The 17,801-nt window shown below is 56.6% G+C and carries 9 protein-coding genes, 2 tRNA genes and 3 rRNA genes; 9 read left to right on the plus strand and 5 right to left on the minus strand.

Annotated features, from left to right (window positions below; genetic code table 11):
* The first annotated feature begins 39 nt into the window (after positions 1–39).
* Together hupA and QDT79_RS05750 are read left to right on the plus strand one after the other, a co-directional pair.
* Entirely contained in the window at positions 40–312 is a 273-nt protein-coding gene (gene hupA, locus QDT79_RS05745) for a nucleoid-associated protein HU-alpha (RefSeq protein WP_004929874.1), read from the plus strand.
* 36 nt (positions 313–348) lie between these two features.
* Entirely contained in the window at positions 349–1,020 is a 672-nt protein-coding gene (locus tag QDT79_RS05750) for a DUF1481 domain-containing protein (RefSeq protein WP_080473446.1), read from the plus strand.
* 49 nt (positions 1,021–1,069) lie between these two features.
* On the opposite strand, the gene purD is transcribed toward QDT79_RS05750, so the two are convergent.
* Together purD and purH are read right to left on the minus strand one after the other, a co-directional pair.
* Positions 1,070–2,353: a phosphoribosylamine--glycine ligase gene (gene purD, locus QDT79_RS05755; protein ID WP_060425337.1), complete on the minus strand. Its 1,284-nt coding sequence runs from the start codon at positions 2,351–2,353 to the stop codon at positions 1,070–1,072.
* Between the two features lie 48 nt (positions 2,354–2,401).
* The gene (gene purH / locus QDT79_RS05760) at positions 2,402–3,991 is read right to left on the minus strand and encodes a bifunctional phosphoribosylaminoimidazolecarboxamide formyltransferase/IMP cyclohydrolase (protein WP_154806022.1); all 1,590 of its coding nucleotides are present in this window, start codon (positions 3,989–3,991) and stop codon (positions 2,402–2,404) included.
* 636 nt (positions 3,992–4,627) lie between these two features.
* Between purH and QDT79_RS05765 the strand changes: the two genes are divergently transcribed.
* From QDT79_RS05765 to rrf, 5 genes are all read left to right on the plus strand, one after another.
* Positions 4,628–6,169 (plus strand): 16S ribosomal RNA (locus QDT79_RS05765).
* Between the two features lie 74 nt (positions 6,170–6,243).
* Positions 6,244–6,320, plus strand: a tRNA-Ile gene (locus QDT79_RS05770).
* Positions 6,321–6,358: 38 nt separating this feature from the next.
* Positions 6,359–6,434: transfer RNA gene (locus QDT79_RS05775), tRNA-Ala, on the plus strand.
* 207 nt (positions 6,435–6,641) lie between these two features.
* Positions 6,642–9,549: ribosomal RNA gene (locus QDT79_RS05780) — 23S ribosomal RNA — on the plus strand.
* 106 nt (positions 9,550–9,655) lie between these two features.
* Positions 9,656–9,771, plus strand: a 5S ribosomal RNA gene (rrf, locus tag QDT79_RS05785).
* Together the 16S, 23S and 5S rRNA genes with 2 tRNA genes alongside form the textbook arrangement of a ribosomal RNA operon.
* A gap of 177 nt (positions 9,772–9,948) precedes the next feature.
* Here the strand turns inward: rrf and actP are convergent.
* From actP to acs, 3 genes are all read right to left on the minus strand, one after another.
* Positions 9,949–11,601: a cation/acetate symporter ActP gene (gene actP, locus QDT79_RS05790; RefSeq protein ID WP_063988402.1), complete on the minus strand. Its 1,653-nt coding sequence runs from the start codon at positions 11,599–11,601 to the stop codon at positions 9,949–9,951.
* Entirely contained in the window at positions 11,598–11,909 is a 312-nt protein-coding gene (locus QDT79_RS05795; RefSeq protein ID WP_004930047.1) for a DUF485 domain-containing protein, read from the minus strand. The genes actP and QDT79_RS05795 overlap by 4 nt, the downstream gene beginning before the upstream one ends.
* A 91-nt stretch (positions 11,910–12,000) precedes the next feature.
* Entirely contained in the window at positions 12,001–13,959 is a 1,959-nt protein-coding gene (gene acs / locus QDT79_RS05800; RefSeq protein ID WP_308316276.1) for an acetate--CoA ligase, read from the minus strand.
* Between the two features lie 903 nt (positions 13,960–14,862).
* Between acs and gltP the strand changes: the two genes are divergently transcribed.
* Positions 14,863–16,179 carry a glutamate/aspartate:proton symporter GltP gene (gene gltP, locus QDT79_RS05805; protein ID WP_063988404.1) on the plus strand — a complete coding sequence of 439 codons (1,317 nt, stop codon included), beginning with the start codon at positions 14,863–14,865 and terminating at the stop codon, positions 16,177–16,179.
* A 273-nt stretch (positions 16,180–16,452) separates the two neighbouring features.
* Positions 16,453–17,796, plus strand: coding sequence for a condensation domain-containing protein (locus QDT79_RS05810; RefSeq protein WP_063988405.1), 1,344 nt, complete (start codon positions 16,453–16,455; stop codon positions 17,794–17,796).
* The last annotated feature ends 5 nt before the right edge of the window (positions 17,797–17,801 follow it).

Raw genomic sequence — 17,801 nt, forward strand, 5'->3', positions numbered from 1 at the left:
GATGCTTTGCAAACGATAAACACACTGTAAGGATAACTTATGAACAAGACTCAACTGATTGATGTAATCGCGGACAAGGCTGACCTTTCCAAAGCACAAGCTAAACTGGCTCTGGAATCCACCCTGGCTGCTATTACTGAGTCTCTGAAAGAAGGTGATGCAGTACAATTGGTTGGCTTCGGTACTTTCAAAGTAAACCATCGTAGCGAGCGCACTGGCCGCAACCCACAGACTGGCAAAGAAATCAAAATCGCAGCAGCCAACGTGCCTGCGTTCGTTTCTGGCAAAGCACTGAAAGACGCTGTTAAATAAGACCGCGCCTCGGTGAAAAGATTAAACAGAGGGGCGATGGCGCCCCTTTTGTTTACTCGTCGGGTGCTCATGGCCGCCGGCATCGCCCTCGGTCTGAGCGCCTGCAGTTTCCATTCCGATATTCCGAGCTTTACCGCCAGCGGCTTTGTGGCCGATCAGGGCGTGATACGCCTGTGGCGTAAAGACGATGAGCAACATCGCCCGCAGGTGCTGGTCAGCGTCTATAGCCCCTACCGGGGGCCGGGTACCATCACCACGCTGTACACCTATCAGGGCGACGTGCTGCGCCAAATCAAACGTAACGACGCCGACGGCGATCGGGACTCTATTCAACTGCGCTTTGCCGATGACGGCACGGTGAGCTTTATGCAGCGCCAGCTGGCGACACGCCGCGAACCGCTGACCAGCGATGAAATCGCCCTGTACCAATATCAGGCGCGGCGGATCCTCGAAGTGAGCAATGCACTGCGCGCCGGCAAGGTCAAATTGCTGCAGGGGCGTTGGATGCAGGGCGAGGTGCAAACCTGCGACGGCCAACGCATGAAACCGGGGCTGGACGCCGCCTCCATCGTCTGGATCGAGAAGCGTGCCCGCAGCAGCAGCCGGCCGGTGAGCGTCGCCTGGCTGGAAGCGCCGGAAGGCAGCGAACTGCTGCTGGTGGCGAACGACGATTTCTGCAGTTGGGAACCGAAAGAAGACCAGCTATAAAAAAGGCCCCGCGCTGCGGAGCCTCTCGTCATGACCTTATACGGTCAAATCACTTGCCGCGCGCAATCGCGCGATAACCGATGTCTTTGCGACAGAAGCTGCCCGGCCACTCAATGCCTTCGGCCAGCTGGTAGGCGCGTTGCTGCGCCTGCGCCACGGTGTCGCCCAGCGCGGTTACGCACAGCACGCGGCCGCCGCTGGTGACGACGTCATTGCCTTGCAGGCGTGTACCGGCATGGAAGACCTTGCCGTCGGCGCTTTCCTGCTGCGGCAATCCCTGGATCACCTCGCCGTTGCGATAGTCGCCCGGATAACCGCCGGCCGCCAGCACCACGCCGAGCGCAGGGCGTTCGTCCCAGTCAGAGCTCTTCTCGTTCAGGCGGCCTTCGGCACCCGCCAGGCACAGCTCCACCAGATCGGAACGCAGGCGCAGCATGATGGGCTGGGTTTCGGGATCGCCAAAACGACAGTTGAACTCGATCACTTTCGGTTGGCCATCGGCGGCGATCATCAGGCCGGCGTACAGGAAGCCGACGTAGGTGTTGCCTTCCGCCGCCATGCCGCGCACCGTCGGCCAGATCACCTGGTCCATGGCGCGCCGGTGGATTTCGTCGGTCACGACCGGCGCCGGGGAGTAGGCTCCCATGCCGCCGGTGTTCGGGCCGGTATCGCCGTCGCCGACGCGTTTGTGGTCCTGGCTGGTGGCCATCGGCACCACGTTCTCGCCGTCGACCATCACGATGAAGCTGGCTTCTTCGCCGTCGAGGAATTCTTCCACGACGATGCGATGACCGGCGTCGCCGAAGGCGTTGCCGGCCAGCATGTCACGCACGGCTTCTTCCGCTTCTTGCAGCGTCATTGCGACGATCACGCCTTTACCGGCCGCCAGGCCATCGGCCTTGATGACGATCGGCGCGCCTTTGCGGCGCACATAGGCCAGTGCCGGCTCTACCTCGGTGAAGTTTTCATATTCGGCGGTCGGGATGCGGTGGCGCGCCAGGAAATCCTTGGTGAAGGCTTTGGAGCCTTCGAGCTGCGCGGCGGCCTGCGACGGGCCGAAGATTTTCAGGCCGGCGGCCTGGAAGGCGTCGACCACGCCGATCACCAGCGGCGCTTCCGGCCCGACGATGGTCAGACCGATGTCATGGCTCTGGGCGAAAGCGACCAGGGCAGGGATGTCGGTGGCGGCGATCGCCACGTTTTCCAGATTGGCTTCCAGCGCGGTGCCGGCATTGCCCGGCGCAACGTAGACTTTGTCCGCCAGCGGAGACTGGGCGGCTTTCCAGGCCAGCGCGTGTTCGCGCCCGCCGTTGCCGATAATCAAAATGTTCATCAGGGGCTCCACGAATGGCGTGCGCCGGAGCGCACGCGGCAAAAGGAATTAATGGCGGAAGTGACGCATGTCGGTGAAGAGCATCGCGATGCCGTGCTCGTTGGCGGCCGCGATCACTTCGTCGTCGCGGATCGAGCCGCCCGGCTGGATCACGCAGGTGATGCCGACCGCCGCCGCGGCATCGATGCCGTCGCGGAACGGGAAGAAGGCGTCGGAGGCCATGGCGGACCCTTTCACTTCCAGCCCTTCGTCGCCTGCTTTGATGCCGGCGATCTTGGCGGAATAAACGCGGCTCATCTGGCCGGCACCTATGCCGATGGTCATGTTGTCACGTGCATAAACGATGGCGTTGGATTTCACGAACTTGGCCACTTTCCAGCAAAACAGCGCGTCGCGCAGTTCCTGCTCGGTCGGCTGGCGCTCGGATACCACACGCAGTTCGGCGGCGGTCACCATGCCCAGATCGCGATCCTGCACCAGCAGGCCGCCGTTGACGCGCTTGAAGTCCAGCCCCGCCACGCGTTGCTGCCACTGACCGCAGGCCAGCACGCGCACGTTCTGTTTGGCGGCCAGCAGGGAGCGTGCTTCCTGGGTGACGTTTGGCGCGATGATCACTTCCACGAATTGGCGGCTGATGATCGCCTGCGCGGTGGCGGCATCCAGCTCGCGGTTAAAGGCGATGATGCCGCCGAAGGCGGAGGTTGGGTCGGTTTGGTAAGCGCGCTCGTAAGCGGCCAGGATGTCGTCGCCGATCGCCACGCCGCAAGGGTTGGCGTGTTTGACGATCACGCAGGCCGGCTCGGCGAACTCTTTCACGCATTCCAGCGCGGCGTCGGTATCGGCGATGTTGTTATAAGACAGCGCCTTGCCCTGCAGCTGCTCGGCGGTCGCGACGGACGCTTCCTTTACCTCTTCTTCTATATAGAAGGCGGCCTGCTGGTGGCTGTTCTCACCGTAGCGCATATCCTGCTTCTTGATGTAGTTGAGGTTCAGGGTACGCGGGAAGCGGCCGGACGGCTGTTCGGTCTCGCCGTGGTACGCCGGCACCAGCGCGCCGAAGTAGTTGGCGATCATGCTGTCGTAGGCGGCGGTGTGCTCGAAGGCCTTGATGGCGAGATCGAAGCGGGTGGCATAGCGCAGCGAGCCGTCGTTGTTGTCCATCTCGGTAATGATGGCGGCGTAGTCGCTGCTCTTCACTACGATGGCGACGTCTTTATGGTTCTTGGCGGCGGAGCGCACCATGGTCGGGCCGCCGATATCGATATTCTCGACCGCGTCTTCCCGCGAGCAGTCCGCGCGCGCCACGGTTTGGGCGAACGGATACAGATTGACGACCACCATGTCGATAGGCTTGATGTCATGCTGATTCATGACGGCGTCGTCCTGGCCGCGGCGGCCAAGGATACCGCCGTGAACTTTCGGGTGCAGGGTCTTAACTCGTCCGTCCATCATTTCCGGGAAGCCGGTGTAGTCGGAAACTTCGGTAACGGGCAGACCGGCGTCTGCCAGCAGGCGAGCGGTGCCGCCGGTGGAGAGCAGTTCAACGCCGCGCTGGGAAAGCGCTTCGGCGAATTCAACGATACCGGCTTTGTCAGACACGCTGAGCAGGGCCCGGCGGATTGGACGAGGTTGTTGCATGGTTTTATCCCTTGGCTTTGAGTCGCAATTAAAGAGCGTTACGTGAATGTCCACCTCGTTCTCTCTATAAGGAAGGGTTTTTGCCTTATAAAGGGAGGGTCAGGCACATATTCAGGTAACGCCCCCATAAAAAGGGGGATCGTTTCGTCGCGGGGAATTGTAGCGAAAACGTTTGCGTGGCGCTCGTAAATTTTCCGTACAAATCGCATCTGTGGATAACACTGTGTGCAAGTGGGTATAAGGCGGGGTTTTGCTGTGGAATGCAGCGAACGATCGTTTTTGCTGAAAATACCTGTTGCGGCCTGCGAGGAACTCCCTATAATGCGCCTCCATCGACACGGAACATGTGAACAACTTCACAGAGTATCCGGGGGTCGCAGAGAAAAAATCCTGAAAATTAGGGTTGACTCTGAAAGAGGAAAGCGTAATATACGCCACCTCGAGTTAGCAAGCGAAAGCACCTAACTCACTGCTCTTTAACAATTTATCAGACAATCTGTGTGGGCACTCCACAAGACGATATCCAGCATCTTCGGATGCAAAAAAATATCAAGTCTTGAAGAGTGACTAACTGAAGTAAAATTCATGCAGTAAATCTTTGAGCATCGCTTCTCGAGTGGAAGCAAATCAAGCTTTTAATTGAAGAGTTTGATCATGGCTCAGATTGAACGCTGGCGGCAGGCTTAACACATGCAAGTCGAGCGGTAGCACAGGAGAGCTTGCTCTCTGGGTGACGAGCGGCGGACGGGTGAGTAATGTCTGGGAAACTGCCTGATGGAGGGGGATAACTACTGGAAACGGTAGCTAATACCGCATAACGTCGCAAGACCAAAGAGGGGGACCTTCGGGCCTCTTGCCATCAGATGTGCCCAGATGGGATTAGCTAGTAGGTGGGGTAATGGCTCACCTAGGCGACGATCCCTAGCTGGTCTGAGAGGATGACCAGCCACACTGGAACTGAGACACGGTCCAGACTCCTACGGGAGGCAGCAGTGGGGAATATTGCACAATGGGCGCAAGCCTGATGCAGCCATGCCGCGTGTGTGAAGAAGGCCTTCGGGTTGTAAAGCACTTTCAGCGAGGAGGAAGGTGGTGAGCTTAATACGTTCATCAATTGACGTTACTCGCAGAAGAAGCACCGGCTAACTCCGTGCCAGCAGCCGCGGTAATACGGAGGGTGCAAGCGTTAATCGGAATTACTGGGCGTAAAGCGCACGCAGGCGGTTTGTTAAGTCAGATGTGAAATCCCCGGGCTCAACCTGGGAACTGCATTTGAAACTGGCAAGCTAGAGTCTCGTAGAGGGGGGTAGAATTCCAGGTGTAGCGGTGAAATGCGTAGAGATCTGGAGGAATACCGGTGGCGAAGGCGGCCCCCTGGACGAAGACTGACGCTCAGGTGCGAAAGCGTGGGGAGCAAACAGGATTAGATACCCTGGTAGTCCACGCTGTAAACGATGTCGATTTGGAGGTTGTGCCCTTGAGGCGTGGCTTCCGGAGCTAACGCGTTAAATCGACCGCCTGGGGAGTACGGCCGCAAGGTTAAAACTCAAATGAATTGACGGGGGCCCGCACAAGCGGTGGAGCATGTGGTTTAATTCGATGCAACGCGAAGAACCTTACCTACTCTTGACATCCAGAGAACTTAGCAGAGATGCTTTGGTGCCTTCGGGAACTCTGAGACAGGTGCTGCATGGCTGTCGTCAGCTCGTGTTGTGAAATGTTGGGTTAAGTCCCGCAACGAGCGCAACCCTTATCCTTTGTTGCCAGCGGTTCGGCCGGGAACTCAAAGGAGACTGCCAGTGATAAACTGGAGGAAGGTGGGGATGACGTCAAGTCATCATGGCCCTTACGAGTAGGGCTACACACGTGCTACAATGGCATATACAAAGAGAAGCGACCTCGCGAGAGCAAGCGGACCTCATAAAGTATGTCGTAGTCCGGATTGGAGTCTGCAACTCGACTCCATGAAGTCGGAATCGCTAGTAATCGTAGATCAGAATGCTACGGTGAATACGTTCCCGGGCCTTGTACACACCGCCCGTCACACCATGGGAGTGGGTTGCAAAAGAAGTAGGTAGCTTAACCTTCGGGAGGGCGCTTACCACTTTGTGATTCATGACTGGGGTGAAGTCGTAACAAGGTAACCGTAGGGGAACCTGCGGTTGGATCACCTCCTTACCTAAAGATATTGATTCGAGTGGCGTGCTCACACAGATTGTCTGATAGAAAGTAACGAGCAGAAATACCTTTATAGGCTTGTAGCTCAGGTGGTTAGAGCGCACCCCTGATAAGGGTGAGGTCGGTGGTTCAAGTCCACTCAGGCCTACCACTTCTTCGAAGTGGAAAAGGTACTGCACGTGACTGTATGGGGCTATAGCTCAGCTGGGAGAGCGCCTGCCTTGCACGCAGGAGGTCAGCGGTTCGATCCCGCTTAGCTCCACCATATAGTCCGGTATTTCAATACTTCAGAGTATATTGGAAACAGTATGCTGCGAAGTATTTTGCTCTTTAACAATCTGGAACAAGCTGAAAATTGAAACATGACGGCTGAAATTTATCCCTCCGTAGATGTATTGGGATAAAGAGTAACCTGTCATAGAGTCTCTCAAATGTTTGCAGCGCGAACGATGGAAACATCTTCGGGTTGTGAGGTTAAGTGACTAAGCGTACACGGTGGATGCCTAGGCAGTCAGAGGCGATGAAGGGCGTGCTAATCTGCGAAAAGCGTCGGTAAGGTGATATGAACCGTTACAACCGGCGATACCCGAATGGGGAAACCCAGTGTGTTTCGACACACTATCATGTCATGAATACATAGTGGCATGAGGCGAACCGGGGGAACTGAAACATCTAAGTACCCCGAGGAAAAGAAATCAACCGAGATTCCCCCAGTAGCGGCGAGCGAACGGGGAGGAGCCCAGAACCTGAATCGGCTTGTGTGTTAGTGGAAGCGTCTGGAAAGTCGCGCAGCAAAGGGTGATAGCCCCGTACACTAAAATGCACAGGTCGTGAGTTCGATGAGTAGGGCGGGACACGTGACATCCTGTCTGAATATGGGGGGACCATCCTCCAAGGCTAAATACTCCTGACTGACCGATAGTGAACCAGTACCGTGAGGGAAAGGCGAAAAGAACCCCGGCGAGGGGAGTGAAATAGAACCTGAAACCGTGTACGTACAAGCAGTGGGAGCACCTTCGTGGTGTGACTGCGTACCTTTTGTATAATGGGTCAGCGACTTATATTTTGTAGCAAGGTTAACCGTATAGGGGAGCCGTAGGGAAACCGAGTCTTAACTGGGCGATTAGTTGCAAGGTATAGACCCGAAACCCGGTGATCTAGCCATGGGCAGGTTGAAGGTTGGGTAACACTAACTGGAGGACCGAACCGACTAATGTTGAAAAATTAGCGGATGACTTGTGGCTGGGGGTGAAAGGCCAATCAAACCGGGAGATAGCTGGTTCTCCCCGAAAGCTATTTAGGTAGCGCCTCGTGAACTCATCTTCGGGGGTAGAGCACTGTTTCGGCTAGGGGGCCATCCCGGCTTACCAAACCGATGCAAACTCCGAATACCGAAGAATGTTATCACGGGAGACACACGGCGGGTGCTAACGTCCGTCGTGAAGAGGGAAACAACCCAGACCGCCAGCTAAGGTCCCAAAGTCATGGTTAAGTGGGAAACGATGTGGGAAGGCATAGACAGCCAGGATGTTGGCTTAGAAGCAGCCATCATTTAAAGAAAGCGTAATAGCTCACTGGTCGAGTCGGCCTGCGCGGAAGATGTAACGGGGCTAAACCATGCACCGAAGCTGCGGCAGCGACGCTTAGGCGTTGTTGGGTAGGGGAGCGTTCTGTAAGCCGTTGAAGGTGGCCTGTGAGGGTTGCTGGAGGTATCAGAAGTGCGAATGCTGACATAAGTAACGATAAAGCGGGTGAAAAGCCCGCTCGCCGGAAGACCAAGGGTTCCTGTCCAACGTTAATCGGGGCAGGGTGAGTCGACCCCTAAGGCGAGGCTGAAAAGCGTAGTCGATGGGAAACAGGTTAATATTCCTGTACTTGGTGTTACTGCGAAGGGGGGACGGAGAAGGCTAGGCTAGCCGGGCGACGGTTGTCCCGGTTTAAGCGTGTAGGGGGTGTGACCTGGTAAATCCGGTTGCATACTAACCCTGAGGCGTGATGACGATGCACTACGGTGCAGAAGTAGTTGATGCCCTGCTTCCAGGAAAAGCCTCTAAGCTCCAGGTAACATTAAATCGTACCCCAAACCGACACAGGTGGTCAGGTAGAGAATACCAAGGCGCTTGAGAGAACTCGGGTGAAGGAACTAGGCAAAATGGTGCCGTAACTTCGGGAGAAGGCACGCTGGCATGTAGGTGAAGTCCCTTGCGGATGGAGCTGAAGCCAGTCGAAGATACCAGCTGGCTGCAACTGTTTAATAAAAACACAGCACTGTGCAAACACGAAAGTGGACGTATACGGTGTGACGCCTGCCCGGTGCTGGAAGGTTAATTGATGGGGTCAGCCGCAAGGCGAAGCTCTTGATCGAAGCCCCAGTAAACGGCGGCCGTAACTATAACGGTCCTAAGGTAGCGAAATTCCTTGTCGGGTAAGTTCCGACCTGCACGAATGGCGTAATGATGGCCAGGCTGTCTCCACCCGAGACTCAGTGAAATTGAACTCGCTGTGAAGATGCAGTGTACCCGCGGCAAGACGGAAAGACCCCGTGAACCTTTACTATAGCTTGACACTGAACATTGAGCCTTGATGTGTAGGATAGGTGGGAGGCTTTGAAGCGTGGACGCCAGTCTGCGTGGAGCCATCCTTGAAATACCACCCTTTAATGTTTGATGTTCTAACTCGGCCCCGTGATCCGGGGTGAGGACAGTGTCTGGTGGGTAGTTTGACTGGGGCGGTCTCCTCCCAAAGAGTAACGGAGGAGCACGAAGGTTAGCTAATCACGGTCGGACATCGTGAGGTTAGTGCAAAGGCATAAGCTAGCTTGACTGCGAGAGTGACGGCTCGAGCAGGTACGAAAGTAGGTCTTAGTGATCCGGTGGTTCTGAATGGAAGGGCCATCGCTCAACGGATAAAAGGTACTCCGGGGATAACAGGCTGATACCGCCCAAGAGTTCATATCGACGGCGGTGTTTGGCACCTCGATGTCGGCTCATCACATCCTGGGGCTGAAGTAGGTCCCAAGGGTATGGCTGTTCGCCATTTAAAGTGGTACGCGAGCTGGGTTTAGAACGTCGTGAGACAGTTCGGTCCCTATCTGCCGTGGGCGTTGGAAGATTGAGAGGGGTTGCTCCTAGTACGAGAGGACCGGAGTGAACGCACCACTGGTGTTCGGGTTGTCATGCCAATGGCATTGCCCGGTAGCTAAGTGCGGAAAAGATAAGCGCTGAAAGCATCTAAGCGCGAAACTTGCCTCAAGATGAGTCTTCCCTGGGCCTTTAAGGTCCCTGAAGGAACGTTTAAGACTAAGACGTTGATAGGCTGGGTGTGTAAGTGCAGCGATGCATTGAGCTAACCAGTACTAATGATCCGTGAGGCTTAACCTTACAACACCGAAGGTGTTTTGGTGAGACCGAGACAATATTCAGCTTGTTTACAGATTGGTTCTGATGGCGACACGAGAGTGAAGCGGTTGGAATGAAACAGAATTTGCCTGGCGGCAATAGCGCGGTGGTCCCACCTGACCCCATGCCGAACTCAGAAGTGAAACGCCGTAGCGCCGATGGTAGTGTGGGGTCTCCCCATGCGAGAGTAGGACACTGCCAGGCATCAAACCAAGCCGAAAGCCCTGAACTGACGTTCAGGGCTTTTTGCTATGCGTAAAACGCAAAAAAGCGCAGCTACGCTGCGCTGCTTTTCCCAGCTTCTCTCCGACAGACAGCCAGAGAAAAGGCCCCGAAGGGCCTTTGATTAGGGTGTGTTTGCTTTTTTCACTTATTATTCGGTCAATGCGAGCTGCCCTGAGAGATGCCCAGCCCGGTCTGCGAACGGACAAACTGAGCCCGGAAGCGTTCCCGCTCCTGCTGCCCGGCCAGCGAACTGTCGGTGATCGAGAATAGCCAGGTACCGACAAAGGCCACGATCATCGAGAACAGCGCCGGGTATTCATACGGGTAAATCGGTTTTTCATGGCCTAGGATCTGCACCCAGATCGTCGGGCCGAGGATCATCAGAATCACCGCCGTCAACAGGCCCAGCCAGCCGCCAATCATCGCGCCGCGGGTAGTCAAACGTGACCAGTACATCGACAGAATGATGATAGGGAAGTTACAGCTGGCGGCGATGGAGAACGCCAACCCGACCATAAAGGCGATGTTCTGCTTCTCGAATAAAATCCCCAGGGCAATGGCGACAATGCCTAGCACCACAACGGTGATCTTGGATACTCTCAGTTCGTCGCGCTCGGTTGCCTTGCCGTTTTTCATCACGCTGGCGTACAGGTCATGGGAAACGGCCGAGGCGCCGGCCAGCGTCAGGCCCGCGACGACCGCCAGAATGGTGGCAAAGGCCACTGCCGAGATAAAGCCGAGGAAGAAGTTGCCGCCAACGGCATTGGCCAGGTGCACCGCCGCCATGTTGGTGCCGCCCAGCAGCGCGCCGGTGGCGTCTTTGAACGCCGGATTAGCGCTGACCAGCAAGATGGCGCCGAAGCCGATGATAAAGGTCAGAATATAGAAGTAACCGATAAAACCGGTGGCGTAGAACACGCTCTTGCGCGCTTCTTTGGCGTCGCTCACGGTGAAGAAGCGCATCAGGATATGCGGCAAACCGGCGGTGCCGAACATCAGCGCCAGGCCGAGTGACAGCGCGGAAATCGGATCGGACACCAGGCCGCCGGGGCTCATGATGGCGATGCCTTTCGGGTGCACCTTCACCGCTTCGGCGAACAGGGTATTGAAGTCGAAGTTAACCGACTTCATCACCATCAGCGCCATAAAGCTGGCGCCGGCCAGCAGCAGCACCGCCTTGATGATTTGCACCCAGGTGGTGGCCAACATGCCGCCAAACAGCACATACAGCACCATCAAAATGCCGACCAGGATCACCGCCACGTGGTAGTTGAGCCCGAACAGCAGCTGGATCAGCTTGCCGGCACCGACCATCTGCGCAATCAGATACAGCGCCACCACCACCAACGAGCCGCAGGCCGACAGGGTGCGGATCGGTTTCTGCTGCAGACGGTAAGAGGCGACGTCGGCAAAGGTATAACGGCCGAGGTTGCGCAGGCGCTCCGCGATCAGGAACAGAATGATCGGCCAGCCGATGAGGAAGCCGATGGAGTAGATCAGGCCGTCATAGCCGGAGGTGTAGACCAGGGCGGAGATACCGAGGAACGAAGCGGCGGACATGAAGTCGCCGGCGATCGCCAGGCCGTTTTGCAGGCCGGTGATGCGCCCGCCCGCGGTGTAGTAGTCCTGGCGGGAACGGGTGCGTTTGGAAGCCCAATAGGTAATGTACAGGGTGGCGCCGACAAACAGGATAAACATCACGATCGCCTGGATGTTCAGCGGTTGACGATGCACTTCGCCGCCGATGGCGTCGGCGCAGGCCAGACCGGGCAGCAACAGCAGCGCGGCGGTGGACAATAAGCGCTTCATTGTTTCACCTCACGCAGGATTTCTGCGGTGAGGCGATCGAACTCGCCGTTGGCGCGAAACACGTAGATCCCTGTCAAGACGAAAGAGATCACGATCAGCCCGACACCGACCGGGATCCCGCGGGTGATGGTCGATCCGGCGGCGATCGGCGTGCCGAGCCATTGCGGATCGAAGGCGATCAACAGAATAAAGCCGACGTACAGCGCCAGCGTAATCAGTGAAAGCAGCCAGGCGAACCGGCCGCGTTTTCTCACCAGCTCTTTAAAGCGCGGGTTTTCTTCAATCCCTTGATAAATGGTGTCATTCATCAGAGTGTCTCCAGTCGGTATTGAGAGAGTACGCCGCGCCAGGGCCGCTCAACGGCACGTTATCCGAATGAGCGGCCTGAAGCGGCGTAAATTATGACGGCACTTTCATTGATTGTTTTTCTTCCAACAGCTTGTCGACTACGGCCGGATCCGCCAGCGTGGAGGTGTCCCCCAGGTTGCTGGTGTCGCCGGCGGCAATTTTGCGCAGGATACGCCGCATGATCTTGCCGGAGCGCGTTTTGGGCAGCGAATCTGTCCAGTGCAGCACGTCCGGCGTGGCGATCGGCCCTATCTCTTTGCGCACCCAGTTGCGCACTTCGGTATAGAGCTCCGGCGTCGGTTCTTCGCCGTGGTTCAGCGTGATGTAGGCGTAGATCGCCTGGCCTTTGATGTTGTGAGGAATACCGACCACTGCCGCTTCGGCGATTTTCGGGTGCGATACCAGCGCAGACTCGATCTCGGCGGTACCCAGACGGTGGCCGGAGACGTTCAGCACGTCGTCGACGCGGCCGGTGATCCAGTAGTAACCGTCCTCGTCGCGGCGAGCGCCGTCACCGCTGAAGTACATGCCTTTGAAGGTCGAGAAGTAGGTTTGCTCGAAGCGGTCATGATCGCCGAACAGGGTACGTGCCTGGCCCGGCCAGGAGTCGACGATCACCAGGTTGCCTTCGCAGGCGCCTTCCTGCGGTGTGCCGACGTTATCGACCAGCGCCGGCTGCACGCCGAAGAAAGGCCGCGTGGCGGAACCGGCCTTCAGCTCGGTAGCGCCCGGCAGCGGGGTAATCATGAAGCCGCCGGTTTCGGTTTGCCACCAGGTATCGACGATCGGGCACTTTGCGTTGCCTATCTTGTTGTAATACCACTCCCAGGCTTCCGGGTTGATCGGTTCACCGACCGAGCCCATGATGCGCAGCGAATCGCGTCGGGTGCCCTCGATCGCCTTGTCGCCTTCGGCCATCAGGGCGCGAATGGCGGTCGGCGCGGTATACAGAATGTTGACCTGGTGCTTGTCGATCACCTGCGACAGGCGATTGACGCCCGGATAGTTAGGCACGCCTTCGAACATCAGCGTGGTGGCGCCGCAGGCCAGCGGGCCGTACAGCAGATAGCTGTGGCCGGTGACCCAGCCCACGTCGGCGGTACACCAGTAAATGTCGCCGTCGTGATAGTCGAACACATACTTAAAGGTCATCGCGGCGTACACCAGGTAGCCGCCGGTGGTGTGCAGCACACCTTTCGGCTTGCCGGTCGAGCCGGAGGTGTACAGGATAAACAGCGGATCTTCGGCGTTCACTTCTTCCGGCGGGCAGTCGGCGAAAACGCCCTCGGTCAGCTCATGCCACCACAGATCGCGCCCTTCCTGCCAGTAACCCGGTTTCCCGGTGCGCTGGAATACCACCACGTTGGCCACGCTGACCACGCCGGGATTTTTCAGCGCATCGTCGACGTTCTTTTTCAGCGGTACGGCGCGGCCGGCGCGCAGGCCTTCATCGGCGGTGATGACCAGTTTGGCGTTGGAGTCGATAATGCGCCCGGCGACCGCTTCCGGCGAGAAACCGCCGAAGATCACCGAATGTACGGCGCCGATGCGCGCGCAGGCCAGCATCGCGACCGCCGCTTCCGGCACCATCGGCATATAGATAGCCACCACGTCGCCTTTTTTCACGCCGAGCTTTTTCAGCACGTTGGCGAACTGGCAGACGTCATGGTGCAGCTGTTTGTAAGTCACGTGCTTGGATTGGGTCGGGTCATCGCCTTCCCAGATAATGGCGGTCTGGTCGCCGCGCTCAGCCAGATGGCGGTCCAAACAGTTGGCTGACAGGTTCAACGTGCCGTCTTCAAACCAACGAATGCTGACGTGGCCGGGATCGAACGAGGTATTTTTGACTTTGGTATAGGGTTTGATCCAGTCCAGGATTTTGCCATGCTCACCCCAGAAAGCCTCTGGGTCTTGAACCGACTGTTGATAATACTGTTGGTATTGTGCCGGATTAATCAGGGCGCGTTCTGCAATTGCAGAAGGAATAGCGTGTTTATGCAGTTGGCTCATAGCTTTTCTCCTTGAAGTTGTTAATGATATGTCAACTGAAGGTTAAGTATAGTTTGCTACGATTCTTTGTTTCTTTTTTGCGCGGCAGATCACGCAACAAAGATATTGATTTGTAATCGTTCTGTCGCATTTGCAGGACGTATCTATCTCTTTGGCGTTTAAATCATCATAAACCCGTGTTTTTAGCCAAAAACACTTATCTAAAGAACAAAAAAGAATAAACAAAGGTAAAGTTATTTGCCCCGTGCCAAATAAATCGGTGGAAAGGCCTGCGTTATTTCGCGCTATAAATCTTTTTGGATTATTTTTCGCTATTAATATTCGAAGTTGGTATTAACGCGATATAACGATGGACGGCATATCGTGAAATAACGTTTTATTAACCTTTAATTCCTGATGAAAGGTCGGGAGATACCCGAGGATATTCAGCCTGCAATATCGTTCGTTTTTTAATCGCAATATAAAGTAGCTCTGCATTTATAGAGGAGCATGTCACTCGGCCAATTCTCATTTATTTGACTTTTAAGTAACAAAATATAAACATTTAACGCGGACTAAATATGCAGAATGGGCGAAAAATAACGCATTTCAATTGTGTTCAAAAAAACGTCGTCGGCGCGGTTATGTACTTCATTGTATGAAAAATTATGTTTTTAATAACAACCAATTATGCCGTTTGAAATAGTTACGCGAAATTTTTTGTGATTCGATTCAGCGCTCAACCCTGACAAATCAAGGCTTGCAGAGCATGCCGCCCGGATGATACAGATTTATACTGCGTTGCACCTAGGGCCGGTGAACGCTTCCACTGAATTAACATAAGCCTGTAATAAATGATTAAGTATTCTTTTCGCCGTGTTGCGACTTTGTACGGTGAAAAGAGTCTTTGAGGACTTTTTGGGTATGAAAAGTGTAAAAATTAGCCTGGCTTGGCAAATCCTGATCGCGTTGGTACTGGGTATTATTGTTGGCGCAGTGTTGCACAACCAGACCGAATCTCGTGAGTGGCTGGTGAGCAATATTCTCAGCCCGGCGGGTGATATCTTTATTCGCCTGATCAAGATGATTGTGGTGCCGATCGTTATTTCCACGCTGATCGTCGGTATTGCCGGCGTGGGGGATGCGAAAAAGCTGGGCCGCATCGGATTGAAAACCATTATTTACTTCGAAGTGATCACCACCATCGCCATCGTGGTGGGGTTGACGTTGGCCAACGTATTCCAACCTGGCCACGGCATCGATATGTCGACGCTGACCACGGTGGATATTTCGCAATATGAGAAAACCACCGAACAGGTGCAAAGCGGTTCGCACAGTCTGGTGGCGACCATTCTGTCGCTGATCCCGTCGAACGTCTTCTCGTCGATGGCCAAGGGCGACATGCTGCCGATTATCTTCTTCTCGGTGCTGTTTGGTCTGGGGCTGTCGTCGTTGCCGAAAGAGACCAAAGAGCCGTTGCTGAAGGTGTTCAAGGCGGTGTCCGAAAGCATGTTCAAAGTCACCCACATGATCATGCGCTATGCGCCTATCGGGGTGTTTGGCCTGATTTCGGTTACGGTAGCCAACTTCGGTTTCGCTTCGCTGCTGCCGCTGGCCAAGCTGGTGGTGCTGGTATACTTCGCCATCGCGTTCTTCGCCCTGGTGGTGCTGGGGGCGGTCGCCCGGCTGTGCAACCTGCGCATCTGGACGCTGATCCGCATCCTGAAAGACGAACTGATCCTGGCTTATTCCACCGCCAGCTCGGAAACGGTGCTGCCGCGCATCATCGAAAAGATGGAGGCTTACGGCGCGCCCAAGTCGATCACCAGCTTCGTGGTGCCGACCGGCTACTCCTTTAACCTGGATGGCTCGACGCTGTACCAGAGCATCGCCGCTATCTTTATCGCCCAGCTGTACGGCATCGAGCTGTCATTGGGGCAAGAGATCGTGCTGGTGCTGACGCTGATGGTCACCTCGAAAGGGATTGCCGGCGTGCCGGGCGTCTCGTTCGTGGTGCTGCTGGCTACGCTGGGCAGCGTCGGCATTCCGCTGGAAGGCCTGGCGTTCATCGCCGGCGTGGACCGTATCCTGGATATGGCGCGCACCGCGCTGAACGTCGTGGGTAACGCGCTGGCGGTGCTGGTGATCGCCAAGTGGGAACACCAGTTCGATCGCAAGAAGGCGCTGGCCTACGAAACGGAGTTTCTGGCGCAGAAGGTGAAGCCGGCCAATCAGGCCTAATCATCGAACATCGCCGACGTTAAAACGCCCCAGGCAGCTGTGCCGGGGCGTTTTGCTTTTATGAGCCTTCTACCCGTCACTTTCTTTCCTCCGTCCCTACTGCGTGACTTGCATCCCCGCTTAACAGAATCTAAAGTGTTACCAAATTAATAGAAATGATAATAGATGTTATTATCATTTTCATTTGATGATGTATGGAGACACGCAAAAGCCGTTGAACGGCGGGTTACGCCCGTTCGGCGTCTTTATTCGGGCTTATCAAAGGTAGGTAACATGTCGGACACCGCTTTGGCCTCTGAATGGTTGCCGCTGGCGCCAGCGCAGCTTGATTTCTGGGAAGAACACACCTTGCACCCCGGGCAGACCCTGTCCACCGTCGCACACTGCACCGAACTGTGCGGTGCGGTAGAGGAAGAGACGCTCTGCCGGGCGATCGCCACCACCCTCGCCGAGACGCAGGCGTTTGCCCTGCGCTTTGGTGAGCGGCGTGGCGATGCTCCTCCGCCGTTACGGCACGATCCACAGCGCATACCGCCATTACAACGCATCGATCTGCAAACGCACGGCGATCCCTGGCAGGCGGCGCAAAACCTGATGCGCGAAGATATCGCGCAGCGCCGGGCGCTGCACAGCGAGCCGCTAGCCGCCGCCTGGCTGCTCAAGCTGGGGCCGGAGCGCTACCTCTGGTACGTGCGTGCGCACCATATTCTGGTTGATGGCTTCGGCATGGCCTTGATTGAACACCGCTGCGCCGCGTTATATGCGCACTATCTGGGTGAAGGCAGCGCGGGTATGCCCCTGGGCACCTTCGACGTCTTTCAACAGGCCGAGCTGGCCTACGCTGATTCTGAGCGATGCGAGCGCGATCGGCGCTTTTGGCAAACCTACCTGCCGCTGTCGCAGGCGCTGCCGACGGTGCGCAAGGGCGGTGAGGCCTATGGCGTGCGGCGTCTGAGCACCCACCACCGGCTGCCGGCGGCGGTATCGCAACGACTGGCGCAGCTGGCGGAGCGCAGCGGCATCAATTGGCCCGACTTGCTGGTGGCGCTGTCGGCGGCCTGGCTGTTTCAGGTGATGCCGCGCGACACCCGGCAAGGCGATACGCTGCCGATGTGGATGCCGGCGATGAATCGCCGCGGGCAGGCCGCCACCAACGTGCCTTCATTGGCGGTCAACACTCTGCCGCTGCTGGTGTCGCCACCCCCGTCGGCGACGCTGGGAGATTTTCTGACGATGATGGCGCAGCTGCTGCGGGAGCTGCGCAGCCATGCCGGCTACCGCCTGCGTCAACTGGCCGCCGATCGCGGCGTGGAGCCAGGTTCGCGCTTCTTTATTTCCCCCTTCATCAATGTGCAACCCTTCGATGCGCCCCGCTTTACCGGCTGTAGCGGCACCCGCAGCGTATTGGCCGGCGGCTCGGGCGACGGTTTTAACCTGACTTATCGCGGCCGCACCGACGCCCGCGATCTGCAGGTGGATATCGATATCTATCTGGAGCAGTTCCCGACGGAGGATGCGCTGGACTATGGCGAGGCGCTGCAAGAGTTTCTGATGCGCGCGCTGCAGCGGGAGGCCTGGGAGCAACCGCTGGCGGCCCTGACGGCGTTGCCCGCCTGATAAAA

This window comes from Serratia marcescens, from assembly GCF_029846115.1.
In the GTDB taxonomy this organism is placed as follows: Bacteria; Pseudomonadota; Gammaproteobacteria; order Enterobacterales; family Enterobacteriaceae; genus Serratia; species Serratia marcescens_L.